Annotated in this window: 19 protein-coding genes; 11 read left to right on the forward strand and 8 right to left on the reverse strand. The window is 66.7% G+C overall.

The features are described 5' to 3' along the window. Positions 1–96: 96 nt before the first annotated feature. Both AB0M74_RS05555 and AB0M74_RS05560 read right to left on the reverse strand, forming a co-directional pair. A complete protein-coding gene (locus AB0M74_RS05555) occupies positions 97–1,059 on the reverse strand; it encodes a threonine/serine dehydratase (RefSeq protein WP_364902013.1) in 963 nt (320 codons plus the stop codon). Positions 1,060–1,128: 69 nt separating this feature from the next. After that, positions 1,129–1,941, reverse strand: a complete 813-nt coding sequence (locus AB0M74_RS05560; RefSeq protein WP_364902015.1) for a dienelactone hydrolase family protein — start codon at positions 1,939–1,941, stop codon at positions 1,129–1,131. 272 nt (positions 1,942–2,213) lie between these two features. On the opposite strand from AB0M74_RS05560, the gene AB0M74_RS05565 reads away from it, so the two are divergent. Together AB0M74_RS05565 and AB0M74_RS05570 are read left to right on the forward strand one after the other, a co-directional pair. Beyond that, positions 2,214–2,702 (forward strand): hypothetical protein, encoded by a 489-nt coding sequence (locus AB0M74_RS05565; protein WP_364902017.1) that lies wholly within the window; start codon positions 2,214–2,216, stop codon positions 2,700–2,702. Positions 2,703–2,812: 110 nt separating this feature from the next. Next, positions 2,813–3,526: a DUF6597 domain-containing transcriptional factor gene (locus tag AB0M74_RS05570; RefSeq protein WP_364902019.1), complete on the forward strand. Its 714-nt coding sequence runs from the start codon at positions 2,813–2,815 to the stop codon at positions 3,524–3,526. Here the strand turns inward: AB0M74_RS05570 and AB0M74_RS05575 are convergent. From AB0M74_RS05575 to AB0M74_RS05585, 3 genes are all read right to left on the reverse strand, one after another. Next, entirely contained in the window at positions 3,516–3,917 is a 402-nt protein-coding gene (locus tag AB0M74_RS05575) for a VOC family protein (protein WP_364902021.1), read from the reverse strand. The two genes, AB0M74_RS05570 and AB0M74_RS05575, sit on opposite strands and share 11 nt — an antisense overlap. A 70-nt stretch (positions 3,918–3,987) precedes the next feature. Continuing rightward, positions 3,988–4,401: an arsenate reductase ArsC gene (locus tag AB0M74_RS05580; RefSeq protein ID WP_364902023.1), complete on the reverse strand. Its 414-nt coding sequence runs from the start codon at positions 4,399–4,401 to the stop codon at positions 3,988–3,990. Between the two features lie 303 nt (positions 4,402–4,704). Continuing rightward, positions 4,705–5,616: an oxygenase MpaB family protein gene (locus AB0M74_RS05585; protein WP_364902025.1), complete on the reverse strand. Its 912-nt coding sequence runs from the start codon at positions 5,614–5,616 to the stop codon at positions 4,705–4,707. Positions 5,617–5,830: 214 nt separating this feature from the next. Between AB0M74_RS05585 and AB0M74_RS05590 the strand changes: the two genes are divergently transcribed. Next, positions 5,831–6,577, forward strand: coding sequence for a Sir2 family NAD-dependent protein deacetylase (locus AB0M74_RS05590; protein ID WP_364902027.1), 747 nt, complete (start codon positions 5,831–5,833; stop codon positions 6,575–6,577). Between the two features lie 14 nt (positions 6,578–6,591). Here the strand turns inward: AB0M74_RS05590 and AB0M74_RS05595 are convergent, their stop codons facing one another. Beyond that, positions 6,592–7,890: a D-arabinono-1,4-lactone oxidase gene (locus tag AB0M74_RS05595; protein ID WP_364902029.1), complete on the reverse strand. Its 1,299-nt coding sequence runs from the start codon at positions 7,888–7,890 to the stop codon at positions 6,592–6,594. Between the two features lie 57 nt (positions 7,891–7,947). After that, the gene (locus tag AB0M74_RS05600) at positions 7,948–8,622 is read right to left on the reverse strand and encodes a TetR/AcrR family transcriptional regulator (protein WP_364902031.1); all 675 of its coding nucleotides are present in this window, start codon (positions 8,620–8,622) and stop codon (positions 7,948–7,950) included. A gap of 117 nt (positions 8,623–8,739) precedes the next feature. On the opposite strand from AB0M74_RS05600, the gene AB0M74_RS05605 reads away from it, so the two are divergent. Continuing rightward, positions 8,740–10,239 carry an MFS transporter gene (locus tag AB0M74_RS05605; protein ID WP_364902032.1) on the forward strand — a complete coding sequence of 500 codons (1,500 nt, stop codon included), beginning with the start codon at positions 8,740–8,742 and terminating at the stop codon, positions 10,237–10,239. Between the two features lie 67 nt (positions 10,240–10,306). Here the strand turns inward: AB0M74_RS05605 and AB0M74_RS05610 are convergent, their stop codons facing one another. Beyond that, positions 10,307–11,413, reverse strand: a complete 1,107-nt coding sequence (locus AB0M74_RS05610) for a lipase family protein (protein WP_364902678.1) — start codon at positions 11,411–11,413, stop codon at positions 10,307–10,309. A gap of 417 nt (positions 11,414–11,830) precedes the next feature. On the opposite strand from AB0M74_RS05610, the gene crcB (AB0M74_RS05615) reads away from it, so the two are divergent. The 7 genes from crcB (AB0M74_RS05615) to AB0M74_RS05645 all read left to right on the forward strand — a co-directional run bounded on the left by crcB (AB0M74_RS05615) (position 11,831) and on the right by AB0M74_RS05645 (position 17,227). Further along, positions 11,831–12,220, forward strand: coding sequence for a fluoride efflux transporter CrcB (gene crcB, locus AB0M74_RS05615; protein ID WP_364902034.1), 390 nt, complete (start codon positions 11,831–11,833; stop codon positions 12,218–12,220). A gap of 28 nt (positions 12,221–12,248) precedes the next feature. Next, on the forward strand, positions 12,249–12,623 hold the full coding sequence (locus tag AB0M74_RS05620; protein WP_364902036.1) for a DUF190 domain-containing protein: 375 nt from the start codon (positions 12,249–12,251) through the stop codon (positions 12,621–12,623). Next, positions 12,620–12,982 (forward strand): fluoride efflux transporter CrcB, encoded by a 363-nt coding sequence (gene crcB, locus AB0M74_RS05625; protein ID WP_364902038.1) that lies wholly within the window; start codon positions 12,620–12,622, stop codon positions 12,980–12,982. Before AB0M74_RS05620 ends, crcB (AB0M74_RS05625) begins: the two co-directional genes overlap by 4 nt. Before the next feature lie 47 nt (positions 12,983–13,029). Then, positions 13,030–14,670 (forward strand): phosphoglucomutase (alpha-D-glucose-1,6-bisphosphate-dependent), encoded by a 1,641-nt coding sequence (gene pgm / locus AB0M74_RS05630; RefSeq protein ID WP_364902040.1) that lies wholly within the window; start codon positions 13,030–13,032, stop codon positions 14,668–14,670. Next, the gene (locus AB0M74_RS05635) at positions 14,663–15,997 is read left to right on the forward strand and encodes an MFS transporter (protein ID WP_364902042.1); all 1,335 of its coding nucleotides are present in this window, start codon (positions 14,663–14,665) and stop codon (positions 15,995–15,997) included. Before pgm ends, AB0M74_RS05635 begins: the two co-directional genes overlap by 8 nt. A gap of 75 nt (positions 15,998–16,072) precedes the next feature. Next, on the forward strand, positions 16,073–16,810 hold the full coding sequence (locus AB0M74_RS05640; protein WP_364902044.1) for a thioredoxin domain-containing protein: 738 nt from the start codon (positions 16,073–16,075) through the stop codon (positions 16,808–16,810). Positions 16,811–16,837: 27 nt separating this feature from the next. Continuing rightward, positions 16,838–17,227 (forward strand): MmcQ/YjbR family DNA-binding protein, encoded by a 390-nt coding sequence (locus tag AB0M74_RS05645; RefSeq protein WP_364902046.1) that lies wholly within the window; start codon positions 16,838–16,840, stop codon positions 17,225–17,227. The last annotated feature ends 2 nt before the right edge of the window (positions 17,228–17,229 follow it).

Below are 17,229 nucleotides of genomic sequence, written 5' to 3' on the forward strand. Positions count from 1 at the left end.
TACCTGGCTACACACCTACAATCATCACCGCGGCCACACCGCACTCGGCGGACATCCACCAGCCAGCCGCGTTCCCAACCTCTCAGGTCAGTACAACTAGCTCAGGTCCGAGGGATCGGTGTTGGCACCGCACAATACAACGCAGATCTTCTCGTCCGGATCCGGTCGGTACGCCCGGCCGGGGCGCTGATCTTCGCTGGTCAGGACGGCGAGCGCCGTTGCGGCGGCGTGTTCGACGGCTAGCCGGCGATCGTGCCACAGCGCGCGACGGGCGGCGACGATCTCGTTGTCGGAGACCAGCATTGATGCGACGTCGTAGTGCTGAGCCGCGTGCAGCGCCAGCTCTGTGACGCGCCTGGCGCCGAGGGAATCGGCGGCGACGGAGTCGACGGGACCGTCGACGACGTGCCCGGCGTCGATCGCGGCCCGGAGCGCGCGGCAATTCTCCGGCTCCACCGCCACCGTGCGGATGCCGTAATGATGTGCAGCCGTGGCTATCCCAGCGAAGAGGCCGCCGCCGCCGACCGCGACGACGATGGTGTCGAGCCGGGGGAGTTGCCGCTGGATCTCCTCCATCAGAGTGCCCGCGCCCGCGGCGATGAGTGGATTGTCATAGGCGTGTGACAGCAGTGCGCCGGTGGCGTCGGCGTAGTCCAGGCACGCGGCGAGCGCGTGCGCGTATTCGTCGCCCACCATCCGCACCTGCGCGCCGTAGCTGCGTAGCTTGTCGGCCTTCACTGTGGGCGCTGTCGTCGGCAGGAATACCGTCGCGGTCACGCCCTGCTGCTGCGCCGCCCACGCGCACGCGAGGCCCGCGTTACCGCCGGAGGCGATGGTCACCCCGGCCGCGGGTAATGTGCCCTCGTCCCGATGCGCCTGGATGAAGTTCTGTGCGCCCCTCGCCTTGAATGTGCCGGTGTGCTGCATGAATTCGAGCGCCAACCACAGCTCACCCGAGATCGACCCGGCTGCGCGATCCTCGGGCGCGAGGGCGACCGGCCGTACCCGCCCGGCGATGCGGTCGGTGGCTGCCTTGATGTCGCGGTAGGTCAATTCCATTGCGCTCCTCGTGCCGTTCCGGTCTATAGGTGAGTTTTCCGCGGGGGAGGTGGCCCGCCTGCTGCCGATCTACGCGGTCCCGTTCGCGAACGTACGATCCAGCAACGCCAGCAGGGCGTGCAGATGGCGTTCGTAGGCTGCCTCGCTGAATGCGGGAGTGTCGCGCATGGTGAAGCCGTGCCGCGCATCCCGATACACCGCCGAGGTGAATCGAACTCCCGCGACGTCGAGCGCCGAGTCGAGCAGGGTGATCTGGTCGGCGGGCATGGAGACGTCCCGATCGGCGTGGGCGATCAACAGTTCCGCGGTGATGTCGTTCGCGGCGTGGTGCGGGCTGTCGGGTGCATCCTCGACGGCGAGGCGTCCGCCATGGAAACTGGCCGCGGCGGCGATCCGGCTGCCATAGGCGCCTGCGGTGCGCAGGGCGAGTCGTCCGCCCATGCAATAGCCCGTCACGGCCAGTGCGCCCGGTGCGACGAACTGGCAAGCGCTCAGCCGGTCCAGGTAGGTTTTCACATCCGCCATCGTGTTGTCCGGCGTGAGCTGTTGGCGCACCGGGGCCAATGCCGCGAAGAAATTAGTCTGGCCGTCCGGCTCGGCAGGGTTCGGTAGCGGTAGCAGCGGTGCTCGTCCCGAGCGGTAGAAGATATTCGGTGCCAGCACGGTGAAGCCGTGCGCGGCAATGGTTTCCATCATCTCGCGCAGCCATGGGCGCAGGCCGAAGGCGTCCATGAGCAACAGCAGGCCGGGATGGGTGCGCCCGTCATCGGGCCGGACCAGGTAGGAATCGGCGTCGCCATCGGCTGCGGCGATGTCGAAAGTGTCGAATACGACGGGCAACGTCATCGGCGTCCTCTGAACCACGGTGATCACTTCGGTCACCGCGATCCTAACCGGCGATGCGAAGTTGAACCGAACATGTTCGGTTGGGCGCGAATTGCCGTCGATAGCATGCGGATACACGAAACAATTCTCCGCGCAGGTGTGTGCTGCTTTCTCCTTGCTCTCGAACTCGGCCGCGCGCACCCTATTTGCCGATCAATTGCCAACTTTCATGCAATGTAGTCTGCATCCGTCTCGGAAGCCGTCATACTCTGTTCGATCGCTGATCCGTACCGACGCCTGGTTAGTGGGCGCGAAGAGAGGTTTGACCTGTGAAACTGATCTGGATTACGGCGTCCGCACTGGTGGCCGTTGCCGCGGCGGGGTGCTCTGATGACGAGCCGTCGAGTTCCGCTGCGACGTCGACCGTTGCCTCGTCGGTGAGTTCGATGACCGCCGCTCCGGAACCGAGCGTCGCTGCCGAACCCGGCGGCGGCGTGCGGATAACCCTCGGGGAAACCGAGAAAGTGCTCGTGCCAGCCGATGCCGTCATGGATATCAAAGTTCCGGCCGAGTGGGGCGCCGCGGCATCGGGCCTGCGCTGCACGGTAACCGACAGCACCGGACGAAACGAAGATCTCCGCTCGTCGGATGTGAAGAAACGGGAATCCATCGCAGGCAAGGACTGGACCACAATCTGGACTTTTTCGTCACCACCCGCGGCGGAGATCAGTGTCGGATGCAAGGACCCCGACGCCAAAATCACTGCCACCGATATCGACTACATCCGCGTCGCACCCCGCGGCCTCAACCCGCGCTGAGCCCGGTATCGCTGCGGCGCCGGGCCCGGCGCCCAGCCACCGATCCCCGGTTGTCTACGGCGTAGATCCTCTCGACGGAGTCGCTGGCGACACCGAGGTAGCCTCGGATCGTGGCACAGGCAATGGCGGAGCTCGGATACCGTGAGCGACCGTCACGGTTCGACGGTGCTGTGGTGTGGACCCGCACTGTGACTTGCGATGATCTCGACCTGCCCGTACTGCCCGATGGGTGTATGGATCTGTTGTGGACCGGCGGCACGCTGTCGGTCGCGGGTCCGGACACCGGTCCCTACCGCCCAGCCGTTCCGGTGCGAACCCGCTTTGTGGGGATCCGATTCTTTCCCGGTAGTGCGCCCGCGCTGCTCGGGGTGCCCGCACACGAATTACGTGATCGACGCGTCGAGCTCGCGGATCTGTGGCCGTCGGCAACGGTCCGGCGGCTGACCGCGCAGGTCGACGACGCCGACGACCCGATCGCCGCGCTCGAGGCGATGGTGCTGCGGCGGGCGGCCGACACCGAACCGCCGGATCCCGTCCTGCGCCGGATCGCGGTCGCGTTGGATGCGGGGTGGTCGGTGGCGCAGACCGCCGAAGCGGCCGGTATCGGTGCACGGCTATTGCATCGCAGGTCCCTCACGGCCTTCGGATACGGGCCGAAAACGCTCGCTCGGATATTGCGGCTGCAGCGGGGCCTGGCGGTGGCGCGCAGCGGAGTGGCGCTCGCGGACACCGCGGCACGCACCGGTTACGCGGACCAGGCTCATCTGGCTCGCGAGGTGCGGGACCTGGCGGGAATGTCGTTGCGCGAGTTGCTCAGTCGGTAGTGGGCAACGGGGCGTACAGGTCGACGCCGTTGCCGTCGGGATCCGCGAGCGAGGCGTAGCGCTGACCCCAGACGGCGTCCCACGGCTTCAGCTCGCCGTGGTAGCCGGCGTCGACGAGTTCGGCGAACACCCGATCGACCTCGGCGGGATCGGCGCACCGGAAGGCGAGTCCGGTCCGACCCGCGGAGGTGGGCGGCTGCCACTGCGGATGAAATGACTTGATCACTGCCTCGGTGTCGAAGGCGATGCGCATTCCGCCTCCGATCGCGGTCTCGACATGGGGCTTGTGCTCGGAGCCCTCCGGAAAATCGAGGCCGAGGCGTCGGTAGAAGGCGAGGGTGGCGGCCATATCGGTGACCACGATGCCGATGAAGTCGAGTTGTGGAGTCATGATCGGCAGCCTAAGCGGGCTCGGTGCAGCCGGTCTTGAACAAATCGGACACCACGCACGAGGGCGGCGATCAGCCGGCGGTAGCCGGAATGAGTTCGGCGATCAGGTTATCCACGAGAATGCGGATCCGGTCGCGGATCGAACGCACGATGGCGATGTCCTCGTCCGACGGGTCGGGCAGCACCCAGTCCCGGTAGCTGATTCCTGGGAAGAACGGACAGGCATCGCCGCAACCCATGGTGATCACGACGTCGGACATGGCGACCGCGTCGATGGTCAGCAGCTTCGGCGCTCGGCCGGAGATGTCGATGCCCGCCTCGGCCATGACGGTGACCACGGCAGGGTCGAGCGCATCGGCCGGTACGCTGCCCGCGGAGCGGACCTCCATGCGATCACCGGCGAGCGCACCGAGAAATCCGGCGGCCATCTGCGATCTGCCCGCATTGTGGACGCAGACGAACAGCACGCTGGGCTTGTGAGCCATGTGCGGGAATACCTTTCAACTGGGTGAATCGAGCGATGCTGGACGCGAGGTCGGGCGATGCGGGATGGTTCGAGCCGGGTCGGGGCGCCCGAATGGCGCCGTAGGGTGCGTGATACGTATACCAGGACGCGCGCGGGCCAGATGCACGCTCACCAGGTCGCGGCGCATGCGGCGCCGCCGAATTCGATCATCAACACATCCGAGAGTTGTTGCAGCGCTTCAGGTATGTCTCGATAGTAGACACCCGAAAAGACCCGCGGGCGCCGGGCAGGCACCCACGGGCCGTTGCCGTGGCTCACAAAGTCACAGGGGGCGCAGGTCGATGATCTTGCGCAGGCGGGCGCGGTCGCGCTCGAGGCGGCGGGCCTCGTAGGCAATCGGGAAGTAACGCAGGCGTTCTGGGAGCAGTGGAACGGTGCGGCCGATCACCCTGCCGAGGAGGCGGAGCGTGCGTTCGTCGGCCGCGGTCCAGGTCAGGCCGAGCTTGCGGCGGGCAGGCTCAGGGGTGGTGCCGATGGTGAAGAAGTATTGCAGCTGTCCGATGGGTGCGACGGCGCGTCGCCAGATCGGTCGCAATGCGCGTGGGAGCTGCTGGGGTGGTGCGACGGATCGGATCACCCGCAGGTAGTCGTGTGCGGTGTCGGTGTCCTGGAGGTGGTTTTCCACCATGTCGTCGAAGAACTTCTCGAAAGCAGCGTAGTTCTCCGGAATCTCCTTCGGCGCTACCGAGAAATTGCGCATCAGCTGTACCACCTCCTGGTAGTACGCCTCTTTATCCGCCGCGGTCAGCGGTCGGCGGGCGAAGTATTTCGAGCCTTCGGTGAAGGCGAAGGTGCCGGTATGCAGCACCCAGGCCCACGGCCCGGATGACAGTGCCTTGTGCCGGACACCTGCGGCATCGGTGGTGTTGAGCGATGCGTGCATCGCGCGCAGGCGATCGGCTTCGGCGAGCGCTTCGTCGCCGCCGTAGATCCACATCATCACCGAGCCGAGGCTGCGCACGGCGCGGCCCATCGGGTCGGTGCGAAAGGTCGAATGCTCGTCGACGACGGCGGAGATGGTCGGCTCCATGGTTTGGAGCAGGAACGCCGAGCCTGCGGTCAGGGAGAAGGTGATCAGGCCGGTCTCATCCCACATTCGCGTGCCGGGCTCGATCGGGCGGCGGGCAGGCAGCGTGTGCGAGCCGGTGGTGTCGAGTGCGACGGATGCCGTCATTGCGATCTCCTTTGATCGGCCTACTCAATAGCGTGAGAGATTTAGAGTACCAATCTCTCATCATCTTGGCACGCTCGAGAGGGCTGCCCCGGACGTGGGAGGTCGAGGCCACTGCCGATCACGCGCTGCAGCTGCGCTGTGCCGAGGTGAAACGAGCCGTTGGCAAGCGCACCGGCCGAGTGCGCGCCTGTGGTGGTGCCCCTACGCTTTCGATATGACGACCGAATGGCGTAGGCGTTCCGGCCGGATCGGAGTCCTGACGGGCGCGGGGATATCCACCGATTCCGGAATACCGGATTTTCGCGGGCCACGCGGGGTGTGGACGAAAGACCCCATCGCTGAACTGTTGTCGACCTTCGACGCCTACCTGGCCGATCCGTTGCTGCGGCAACGATCCTGGCTCGCCCGTCGCGACAACCCGGCGTGGCGGGCCGAGCCGAACGCCGCGCACACCGCGCTCGCGGATCTCGAGCTGGCCGGGCGCGCCGTCACGATCATCACTCAGAACATTGATCGGCTCCATCAGCGTGCGGGTTCCCCGCCGCATCGGGTCATCGAAATCCACGGCAACATGTTCGAGGTGGTGTGTGTCGAGTGTGATTTCGAGACCTCCATGGCCGCGACCCTGGAACGCGTCGCGGCAGGCGAGGCGGACCCGCCCTGTCCCGAATGCGGCGGCGTGCTGAAAGCGGCCACCATCATGTTCGGCCAGCAGCTGGACTCGCGCACGATCACGAAGGCCGTCTCGACGGCCGAGACCAGCGACATCTTCCTGGCGGTCGGCAGCTCACTGCAGGTGGAGCCCGCTGCCTCGATGTGCGCGCTCGCGGTCGACAACGGTGCCGACCTCGTCATCGTCAACGCCGAGCCGACACCCTACGACGGCCTGGCCACCGAGATCATTCGCGACCCCATCGGCACGGCACTGCCTCGGCTGGTCGCCGAGATCCTGGCCGACTGACCTGCGTCGAGAACTCAGCCGATCGGGCCGAGCACCCGGTCCAGATACGCGTTGCTGAAGCGGCCCTTCGGGTCGAAGCGGCGGCGCACCTCGGCGAAGCGGTCCCAATCGGGGTAGCGCGGCCGGAGAGTCTCCGCGGTCTGGAAATGGCGCTTGCCCCAGTGCGGTCGGCCGTCGTAGCGGTCGAAGACCGCTTCGCAAGCGCGGAAGTACGGCTCGAAATCCATGCCGCGGTACTGGTGCACGGCGATGTAGCAGGTGTCGCGACCGCCTGCGGGGGAGAGGAACGCGTCATCGGGGGCGACCCAGCGCACCTCGATGGGCATCGGCGTATCGAATGTCGTGGATAGTTGCTTGATTTCGCGGATTGCGGCGACCGAGTGTTCGCGTGGGATCGCGTACTCCATCTCGGTGAAGCGAATCAGGCGGGGCGAGGCGAACACTCGGTAGGAGCGGTCGACCTGGCGGCGGTAGCTGCCCGCGTACGCGGCGCCGCGATGGATCCACGGCACCAGGCCGGGCTGCCATTTGCCGAGGCGGCAGAGCAGGTCGAAGGCGTAGTTGGACATCAGGATATCGGCGAACCAGTCGACGGCCTTGCCGCGCGGCTGTTCGGGCAGCTCGACCGGGTTGTTGCGCTTGGTCATGGCCAACGGGCTGTGCGCGAACATGTAGAACTCGAAGTGTTCGTTGCCCTCGACGTAGGAATCCAGATCGGCAAGGATGTCTTCGACCGGTACCGGTCGCTCGATGCCTTCGAGTACGAAGGACGGAACCAGCTGCACGGTGGCGGCGGTAACGACGCCGAGCGCGCCGATGCCGACACGTGCGGCGCGCCAGCCCTCCGGATCGGTCTGGGCATTCAGTTCTACCCGGCTGCCGTCGGCAAGCATCAGTTCGATGGAATGCAGTGCGGCCGAAAGGTTCTGCAGTGTGGCGCCGGTACCGTGGGTGGCGGTGGCGGTGGCGCCCGCGACGGTCTGCACGTCGATATCGCCCAGGTTGGGGAAGGCGAGCCCGTGTGGGTGCAGCGCATTGCTCGCGGCGTTGAGGGTGATGCCCGCCTCGACCCTGGCGCGGCCGGTGGTGGTGTCCACCTCCAGGACGCGGTTCATGTTCGCGAGGTTCAGTAGCACGCCGTCGGTGAGGACGGTGTCGGTGAAGGAATGGCCCGCGCCCGCGACGCGTACCGTCTGTCCGTTCGCGGCGGCGCGGCCGAGGACTTCGGCCAGCTCATCGGTGTTGCGCGGGGCTGCGATTGTGGTCGGCGCGCACTGTTGATCGCCGGCCCAGTTCACCCACGAGTTGGTCATATGTCCAACTGTAGGGGATCGTGTGTGACCTGCGCTACTTGTGTCCCTTTTTTGCGCTCAGCGCCTGCGGCCCGCGCAGACGTGCGACTTGGCCAGCTCGACCTCTTCGTCGGTCAACGCGGGCACGGTGAGCGGCTGGCGTGGCATGGCGTCGGCGCGCACCCCGTTGAGCGCGATGGCCATATACCGTTGCCAGACATTGGGATTCACCGGCCTGGAGAACTCGGCGAGTGCGTCCACCATGTGGATGAGGGCGAAGAAGTCCGAGGCCTCCACGTCGGGGGCCAGGGTGCCCGCGTCGCGCGCTCGGTCGATGACGGCCGCGACCGTCGGCTTGAGCCGGTCGCGGACGGCGGCGAAACGCTCCATGTCGTTCTCGAGCTCGAGCACTACTTCGCTGAAGCCGCGGTTGGTGGCCAGATGTGTGCACGCGTACTCGAAGAACTGGACGAGGCCCTGCCAGGGGTCGGGATGCGCTAAGGCGGCATCGGCGGCGTCGCCGAACTCTGACATGTTCTGCTCGAAGACCTCGGCGATCAGCTCTTTCTTGTTGGCGAAGCGCCGGTAGACGGTGCCGACGCCCACTCCGGCACGTTCGGCGACATCGTCGAGGGTGATCTCGAGTCCGTGGTCGGCGAAGAGCTCGCGCGCGGCCGCGACGATCCGCTGCTGATTGCGCGCGGCATCGGCCCGCAAGCGCCGAGGTGGAGAGAGGGCCGTGGCGTGATTCACATCCACATCCTATCAAGTATCGGGATTAAGTGGAGGCATTACCTCCGTTACCATGGTAGCTTCTTTCGTAAGCGGAGATGAGTTCTCCGCATCAAGACTCGAGACAAAGGGGACAGCATGACTACGGTGGTCGACCGTGGGGCACCCGCCCCCGAGACAACGGATAACGGCAGGCGCGGCTCGCACGCGCTGCGTTGGTGGGTGCTCGCCGTCCTCGGCGTCGCGCAGCTCATGGTCGTCCTGGATGCGACGGTCGTGAACATCGCGCTGCCCGCGGCGCAACAGGATCTCGGTTTCAGTGACGGTGACCGCCAGTGGGTGGTCACCGGTTACGCATTGGCCTTCGGCAGCTTGCTGCTGCTCGGCGGGCGACTCAGCGACCTTTTCGGTCGCCGCAATACCTTCATCATCGGACTGATCGGCTTCGCGGGTGCCTCCGCGGTCGGTGGCGCGGCCACCAGCTTCGACATGCTCGTTGCGGCCAGGGTCGGGCAGGGTGTGTTCGGCGCGCTGCTTGCGCCCGCCGCGCTGTCGCTGCTGACCGTCACCTTCACCGAACCGTCCGAGCGGGCGAAGGCCTTCGGCATCTTCGGTGCGGTGGCCGGCGCCGGTGGCGCGATCGGCCTGTTGCTCGGCGGCATGCTCACCGAATGGGCGTCGTGGCGCTGGGTGATGTTCGTCAACCTGGCCTTCGCCGCCGTCGCGCTGGTCGGGGCGGTGCTGCTGCTGGCCAAGCACGTGGTCACCGAGCGGCCCAAGCTCGACATCCCCGGCACGCTCGTGGTGACGGCCGCGCTCTTCGGCATCGTCTACGGCTTCTCGCACGCCGAGTCGACCAGCTGGACCAACTCGGTCACCCTCGGCTTCCTGATCGGCGGCGCGGTGCTCCTCGCAGTGTTCGTGTGGCTGGAGACCAAGGTCGCCCACCCGCTGCTGCCACTGCGGATCGTGTTGGACCGCACGCGCGGCGGTTCGTTCCTGACCGTGTTCGTCATGGGCATCGGGATGTTCGCGATCTTCTTGTTCCTCACTTACTACATGCAACTGAGCATGGGGTACTCGCCGATCAAGACCGGACTTGCCTTCCTGCCGATGGTGGCGGGCATGGTCGCCTCGTCGACAACGGTGCCCTCGTTGTTGCTGCCGAAGGTCGGCCCGAAGATCGTGGTCGCAGGCGGCTTCCTCGTCGCGGCGGCGGGCATGGCCTGGCTGACCCGGATCGGTCTGGACAGCGGGTACGTCACCCACATCCTGCCCGCGCTCGTTCTGATGGGCCTCGGCCTCGGCGGTGCGATGTCGACCGCCTTCCAGGGTGCGACGGCCGGTGTGCACCACGAGGATGCGGGCGTCGCCTCGGCGATGATCAACACCAGCCAGCAGGTCGGTGGTTCGATCGGCACCGCGCTGTTGAGCACCATTGCCGCATCGGCGGCGACGGATTACCTGTCCTCGCATCAGCCTGGTCCGATGGCCGTGGCACAGGCTCAGATCGAGAGCTACACCACCAGCTTCTGGTGGGCCACCGCGATCTTCGTGGCCGGCGCCGTGATCACCGCATTCCTGATGCCGAACGCGGTGCCCGCTCCCGCCGAGGGAGAACCCGTGCTCGCGCACTGAGCTCGACCGAAAAGCACAGCGCCCGTGTCACTTCGACGCGGGCGCTGTGCTGTGCCGTGCGCGAATCTCAGCAGTTGCTCGGTGCCGGGATGCCTGCGAAGCGGTCGGCGAGGTAGCCGTACGCGCGGGGAGCGCCCAGTGCGATCGCGGTGCCGTGGTCGGCGCCGGGGATAGGTTCGAACAGCACCGGAGTGCCGGAGTGGCAGTACCGTCCGGCCACTTCCTGCGCCAGTTGCGGCGACACCTGATCGGCCGCACCATGCCACTGGTAGAGCGGGGCGCGGGGGACTCCGGCGAAGGTCTCGAGGCTGTTGTCGTGCAGGACCCGCACCGTGGTGGGATCGGTGTCCATCGGGACGGTGAAGACATCGTCGAGACTCTTGTTCGCCCCCGCGTCGATGATCTGAGTGGCGCAGGCGTTGGCGATCTGCGAACGCAGTGCGAACCCGGCGGGTTTGAGAATCCGCTCCATGGACAACTGGGACGGGTACTCGCGTTCCAAGCCGACCGCGGCCGCGAACCCGAGACCGAACAGCGGGCTCGGCCGACTGCCGACATCGCGAGCGAGCTTGCCGATATTCACCGGGACCCCACCCATGGCCACCCCGACGATCGGCAGTTCCGGCGCGTACTCCGGTGCGAGCGCCGCGGCGAACCCGGTGGCCATGCCGCCGCCGGAGTATCCGGCCATACCCACGGGGCTGCCCGCGAGACCGGCAGGCGCGAAACGCTTTACCGCGCGGATCCCGTCCAAGGTCAGTCGGCCGCCGAGCCGAGCGGCGCCATAGGCGCTTGTCGGTCCGAGGTGGTCGGGAACCGCGACCGCCCATCCGCGGGCAAGCAGCAGATTCAGTGCGGGGCTCTCCTGCATGCTGCCGTTGAAAATGCTGTGCGACGGCGCGCATTCCATGCCGAGGGAGTTGACGAACGGCTGGTAGGACACCAGTGGCCGGTCGCCGCCGCCACCCGCGGGCAACAGCAGCGTGGTGACCGCGGCGATCGGTGCGTCCGCCGAATTCGTCGAACGGAACAGCAGCTGCCATGCCGTGGCGCCCGGGTAGGCCGGGGCGGACATCGGCCTGCTGCGGATCACGTCACCGGGCTGGAAGTCGCCCACATTCGGTGGCGCGAAATAGAAGCCGTCGCCGTCGGGAAGCGGAAAAATCGCCGCCATCGCGGCCTGCGGCAGGTAGGCGACACTCGCCGCCGCGACCGACAGCGCCGCGATAGTGAGCCGCCGCAGTGATCGACGGCCGCCGAAGATGATCGAGTTCCGTCTGCCGAAGGGTTGCTGATGCTCGGGTCGGCGCGGTTTCGTCGCCGCCCGATGGATCGTGGGTGCTGCTCGTCGTGCCGCCATCATCGCTCCCGACCTGAGTCTGTGGGGGTGGGGTGGAACCTCGGCGAAACCTTCTGGGCATTCGTACGTCGTCCGTGCGCACATGTCAACGAACGGCACTGTTCGTAATTTGTGCCGCCGTCCCGGCCGAACAGACCGCGCGGTACAGCCGATAGCATTGCCCCGGCGGCATTCGGCTCGGCAGGAGGTCAGCGCGTGGGTCAGCGAACCGACGGCCCTGCCGTCGAACCGATGGTGCTGGTGGTGATCTCGCTCGGCGGTGCGATCGGGGCGATGCTGCGCTTCGGCATCGGCGTATGGTGGCCGCCGCGACCGGGCCACGTCCCCTGGTCGACATTCACAATCAATGTCGTGGGATGCTTTGCGATCGGAATTCTGATGATTCTGATAACCGAAGTGTGGGTAGCCCACAGACTGCTCCGCCCGTTTCTCGGCGTCGGCCTGCTCGGCGGCTTCACCACTTTTTCCACCTATAGCCTCGAGGTTCGTAGACTGCTCCAGTCGGGTGCAACGGTCGAGGCGCTCGGCTATCTGGGGGGAACGGTGGTGGCGGCGCTCATCGCGGTCGTGCTCGGAATGAGTGCGACGCGATGGATGACCGGACGGGCTCGACGGACATGATGACGGCACGACGGAAGGGGGTCAGACGATGAATGATTCACCGGCGGGCGCGCGTCCGACGGCAGGACAGTGGAAGCGGGCCGCACGGCTGACGGTGCTGCTCGACGAGGACGACAAATGGAAACACGGCCCCCTATATCACGAAATCGTGCAGCGGGCCCGCGACGCCGGATTGGCAGGGGCGAGTGTGTGGCGTGGAGTCGAGGGCTACGGCGCCTCCTCGCGCATCCACACCAGCCGGATCCTGGATCTGGCCGAACACCTACCCGTGCAGGTGATGGTCATCGATGATGCTCAGCGGCTGCGGTCGTTCGTCGAGCAGAACGCCGAGATGCTCGCCGCGGTGAACGTCACCCTGTCCGACGTCACGATCTGGCAGCCGGGCGCAGGGATGCTCGGATGAACGTCGCCTTCGTCGTGCTCGGCGCCATGCTCGGCGCACCCGCGCGATACCTGGTAGACCGTGCTGTCGCAGCACGTTTCGGATCTCTGCTGCCGTGGGGCACCCTGACCGTTAACATTGTCGGTTCGGCGTTGCTCGGTGGTCTGGTCGGCGCGGGTGCGAACAGTTGGCTGCTCACCGCTGCCGGGACCGGTTTCTGCGGTGCGTTCACGACGTTCAGCACCTTCGGCTACGAGACCGTCAGGCTGATTGCCGACGGCGCCTACGCCTATGCCGTAGGCAACGTCGTGATCAGCGTCGTGACCTGTCTGGTCGCGGTCTTCGCCGCGGCATCCGCGACACAGTGGTTGTGGACATGATTCTGATGACGAGCCGGGCGCAGCCGATCCGGAAGGGAGACCCGAGCATGGCCCATGATCGAGCCGGGCGACCCGCGCGACCCACCGACCTGGAGGACATCGCGCATCTGGTGACGGCCTACTACAGCCGCCTCCCGGATCCGGAGGATCCCGCGCAGCAGGTGGTCTTCGGCACCTCGGGGCATCGTGGCTCCAGTGTGGACACCGCGTTCAACGAGGCGCACATCCTGGCCATCACCCAGGCGATCATCGAATACCGTGCGACCCGGGGCATTACCGGCCCGGTGTATCTGGCCCGGGACACACACGCGTTGTCGGAACCCGCGTGGACCACCGCGCTCGAGGTACTCGCGGCCAACGACGTGACCGCGATCATCGACGCCCGCGACCGGTACACCCCGACCCCCGCGCTGAGTCATGCAGTGCTGCGTCACAATCGCGGCGGTACCCGCCACCAGGCCGACGGCATCGTGGTCACCCCCTCGCACAACCCGCCGCGTGACGGCGGCTTCAAATACAACCCGCCGCACGGCGGTCCCGCCGACACCGTTGCCACCGACGCCATCGCGGCCCGCGCCAACGAACTGCTGCGCAGCGGACTCGCGAGCATCCGCCGCACCACGTTGCAGCATGCGTTGGACACCAGCGTCGAGCGTTACGACTACCTCGACCACTACATCGCAGACCTGCCGAACGTGTTGAACCTCGACGCCATTCGTGGCGCGGGGATCCGGCTCGGCGCCGACCCGATGGGTGGGGCGAGCGTCGACTATTGGGAGGAAATCGGTCAGCGCTACGACCTCGAGCTCGAGGTCGTCAATCCGTTCGTCGACCCGACCTGGCGATTCATGACTCTCGACAGCGACGGCAAAATCCGAATGGATCCGTCCTCGCGCTACGCCATGGCCTCGTTGATCGCGATCAAGGACGACTACGACCTCTCCACCGGCAACGACGCCGATGCCGACCGGCACGGCATCGTCACCCCCGACGGCGGGTTGATGAATCCGAACCACTTTCTCGCGGTCGCCATCGAATACCTCGTGGCGAACCGGATGGGCTGGGACGCGCTGACCAAGATCGGCAAGACGGCGGTGAGCTCGTCGATGATCGATCGGGTGGTCGGCGTGCTCGGCCGCGACGTGCACGAGGTGCCGGTCGGCTTCAAATGGTTCGTGCCCGGATTGTTCAGCGGTAGTTTGGCTTTCGGTGGCGAGGAGAGCGCAGGCGCGTCCTTTCTCCGAATGGACGGCACCGTCTGGACCACCGACAAGGACGGGCTGTTGCTCGCACTGCTTGCCGCCGAGATCGCGGCGGTCACCGGCCAGAGCCCGTCGGCGCGCTACGTCGAACTCGAGAAGCGCTACGGCAGCCCCGCCTACGCGCGGATCGACGCCGCCGCAACCGGGGAACAGAAAGAGCTGCTCGCCAAGTTGACGCCGGACATGATCACCACACAGGAGATCGCGGGCGAGCCGATCACCGCGGTGCTCACCAGGGCGCGGGGCAACGGCGCACCGCTCGGCGGTCTGAAGGTGACGACGGAGAACGCATGGTTCGCCGCGCGCCCGTCCGGCACCGAGGACAAGTACAAGATCTACGCCGAATCGTTCCACGGCCCCGAGCATCTGGCGCAGGTGCAGGCCGCCGCGGAGGAGATGGTCGGGCAGGCGCTGTCGGGTGAGTAGTAGATCGAAGGCCCTGCCCACCGAGATCTGGGTGCTGGTCGGGGCCGCGTTCGTCATTGCCATCGGTTTCGGCTTGGTCGCACCCGTGCTGCCGCAGTACGCGCGCAGTTTCGGTGTCGGTGTGGCGGCAGCGTCGGCGATCATCAGCGCCTTCGCCTTGATGCGGCTGTTGTTCGCCCCGGTGAGCGGCCGACTGGTGCAGCGCTTGGGGGAGCGCTCGGTGTATCTGAGTGGGCTGCTGATCGTCGCGGTGTCGACGGGTGCGAGCGCGCTGGCCCAGAGCTATTGGCAGCTGCTGGTTTTGCGCTCGGTCGGCGGTATCGGGTCGACCATGTTCACCGTTTCCTCCCTCGCACTGGTGATTCGGCTGTCGCCGCCCACGCAGCGCGGACGGGTGTCCGGGCTGTGGTCGACCAGCTTCCTGATCGGTTCGGTGAGCGGGCCGCTGGTCGGTGGGGCGCTGGCGGGGCTCGGGCTGCGGGCGCCGTTCGTGATCTACATGGTCGCGCTGCTGGCCGTCACTGTGGCCGTCTACCTGAGCCTGCGGAATTCGACTCTGGCCGCGCCGGAGGTGACCGGTGCGGTGCGGGTGCTGACCTTCCGGCAGGGCTGGGAGCGGCCGGAATATCGCGCGGTGCTCTGGTCGAACTTCGCCAACGGCGCCGCGGTGTTCGGCGTGCGCATGGCGTTGGTGCCGCTGCTCGTGGTCGAGGTGTTGCGGCAGCCGTCGGGGATGGCAGGCGTCACGCTGACGGTGTTCGCCGCGGGCAATGTGGCGGTGCTGTTCGTGTCGGGCCGGCTGTCGGATCGTTGGGGCCGCAGACCGTTTCTGATTGTCGGATCGCTGGTGTGTGCGGTCGGCACGATCGGGCTCGGGTTCGCGCCGAACCTGTTGTGGCTGATGGTGAGTTCGGTGGTGGCCGGGCTCGGTTCGGGCATGCTGACCCCGACCCAACAGGCTGCGCTCGCCGATGTGATCGGTCCGAAGGCGCGCGGCGGGCCGGTGCTCGCCGGCTTCCAGATGGCGGCCGACCTGGGCACCGTCATCGGCCCGGTCGCGATCGGTGCGCTGGCGCAACACCTTTCCTACGGGGTCGCGCTCACCGTCACCGGTGCGCTGCTCGCCGTCGCCGCAGTGGTGTGGGTTGTGGTGCCGGAGCCGTTGCACTCGCGGCTCCGACCGCTCGACACCGATCGGTCCGATCACGTGAGCGGCGTGCCGTGCGACGACGCCGAATACCAGCTCGCGCATCGTGCCGCGGAGTCGTGCGGGGATGCTGCGCGGCAGCGAGTTCTCGACGCCGCGGAGGGACGCAGCAAGGTCTAGCCCGGGCGGTGCGACACTCTGGTTCGCACGCACCCGGCGCGGGTCGACGCGGACGGTTGCGGCAGAGTGTTCGGGGTGAGCGAATCGCGTTCGAACTACACCCCGCGGCCGATGTCGAGTAAGACCACCTACGCCCTCGGCGGCGTGGCTCTCGCGCTCATCGTGTTGATCGTGATCCTGGTCATGCGGTGGGGACGAGACGAACCCGCGGTGCGCAATGACGGGTACGGTCCGGTGCACAACTCGGCGGTGGTCGCGACGCTACAGCCCGACGGGATGATCCTCGTCGGCCGCCCGGACGCGCGCAAGACGATCGACGTCTACGCAGACCCGCTGTGCCCGGGCTGCGGTTCGATGGAGCGCGTCTACGGTCAGGAAATCGCGCAGCGGCAGGACGAAGGCCAGCTCGCGGTGCGCTACCACCTGGTCAATTTCCTCGAATCCAAGTCGCGCAGCAAGGACTACTCGACCCGCGCGATCGCCGCGAACGAGTGTGTCGCCGAGGCCGGTTCCGGTCCGGTCTACTCGAAGTTCCACGCGCTGTTGTTCACCACCAGTCAGCCCGACGAGGGCGGCGCGGACCTCAGCAATGAGGAGTTGGCCGCGGTGGCGCGGGAGGCGGGCGCATCCGATCAGGTGGCGCAATGCATCGCTTCCGGCGCGAAAGTCGATGCTGCGCGAACACACGCCAGGGTCGCGCTCGGCGCGCTCAACGAACTGCTCGACGGACGCGCGTCAACCCCTTCGGTTTTCGACGGCAAGACCAAGCTGGACGTCAACAATGAGGAGTGGGTCCTCGACATCGCCCGCTGATCGAGAGAATCGGCTAGCGTCGTAGAAGTGGCAACCCTGGACGATGCCGCTGAGATCGCTCTTCAGCTCCCCGAGGTCACCGAGGGCCTGCGATTCGACAGTCGAACATGGTCGGTCGCGGGCAAGGCGTTCGCGTGGGAACGACCGTTCAGCAAGGCTGATATCAAGCGATTCGGCGACACCGAGCGGCCCGAGGCGCCGATCCTCGCGGTGCGGCTGGCCGATCTCAACGACAAGGAAGCTGTTCTTGCCGAGGACCGCCCCGGCGTGTTCACCATCCCGCATTTCGACGGTTATGCCGCGGTCCTTGTCGAACTGAATCGCATCACCGGCGAGCGGCTGCGCGAACTCCTGCAAGACGGCTGGTTGGCTTGCGCCCCAGCGCGTTTGGCCGACAGCTACCTCCACGGTCGCTGAGG

This window comes from Nocardia sp. NPDC051463 (assembly GCF_040681975.1).
Taxonomy (GTDB): domain Bacteria; phylum Actinomycetota; class Actinomycetes; order Mycobacteriales; family Mycobacteriaceae; genus Nocardia.

Coding starts and splice junctions, on each gene's coding strand:
- crcB (WP_364902034.1), top strand. CDS start 11,831: ATGGTGCTGGTGGTGATCTCGCTCGGCGGTGCGATCGGGGCGATGCTG.
- AB0M74_RS05595 (WP_364902029.1), bottom strand. CDS start 7,890: ATGACCAACTCGTGGGTGAACTGGGCCGGCGATCAACAGTGCGCGCCG.
- AB0M74_RS05575 (WP_364902021.1), bottom strand. CDS start 3,917: ATGACTCCACAACTCGACTTCATCGGCATCGTGGTCACCGATATGGCC.
- AB0M74_RS05610 (WP_364902678.1), bottom strand. CDS start 11,413: ATGGCGGCGATTTTTCCGCTTCCCGACGGCGACGGCTTCTATTTCGCG.
- AB0M74_RS05590 (WP_364902027.1), top strand. CDS start 5,831: ATGACGACCGAATGGCGTAGGCGTTCCGGCCGGATCGGAGTCCTGACG.
- AB0M74_RS05585 (WP_364902025.1), bottom strand. CDS start 5,616: ATGACGGCATCCGTCGCACTCGACACCACCGGCTCGCACACGCTGCCT.
- AB0M74_RS05580 (WP_364902023.1), bottom strand. CDS start 4,401: ATGGCTCACAAGCCCAGCGTGCTGTTCGTCTGCGTCCACAATGCGGGC.
- pgm (WP_364902040.1), top strand. CDS start 13,030: ATGGCCCATGATCGAGCCGGGCGACCCGCGCGACCCACCGACCTGGAG.
- AB0M74_RS05555 (WP_364902013.1), bottom strand. CDS start 1,059: ATGGAATTGACCTACCGCGACATCAAGGCAGCCACCGACCGCATCGCC.
- AB0M74_RS05605 (WP_364902032.1), top strand. CDS start 8,740: ATGACTACGGTGGTCGACCGTGGGGCACCCGCCCCCGAGACAACGGAT.
- crcB (WP_364902038.1), top strand. CDS start 12,620: ATGAACGTCGCCTTCGTCGTGCTCGGCGCCATGCTCGGCGCACCCGCG.
- AB0M74_RS05620 (WP_364902036.1), top strand. CDS start 12,249: ATGAATGATTCACCGGCGGGCGCGCGTCCGACGGCAGGACAGTGGAAG.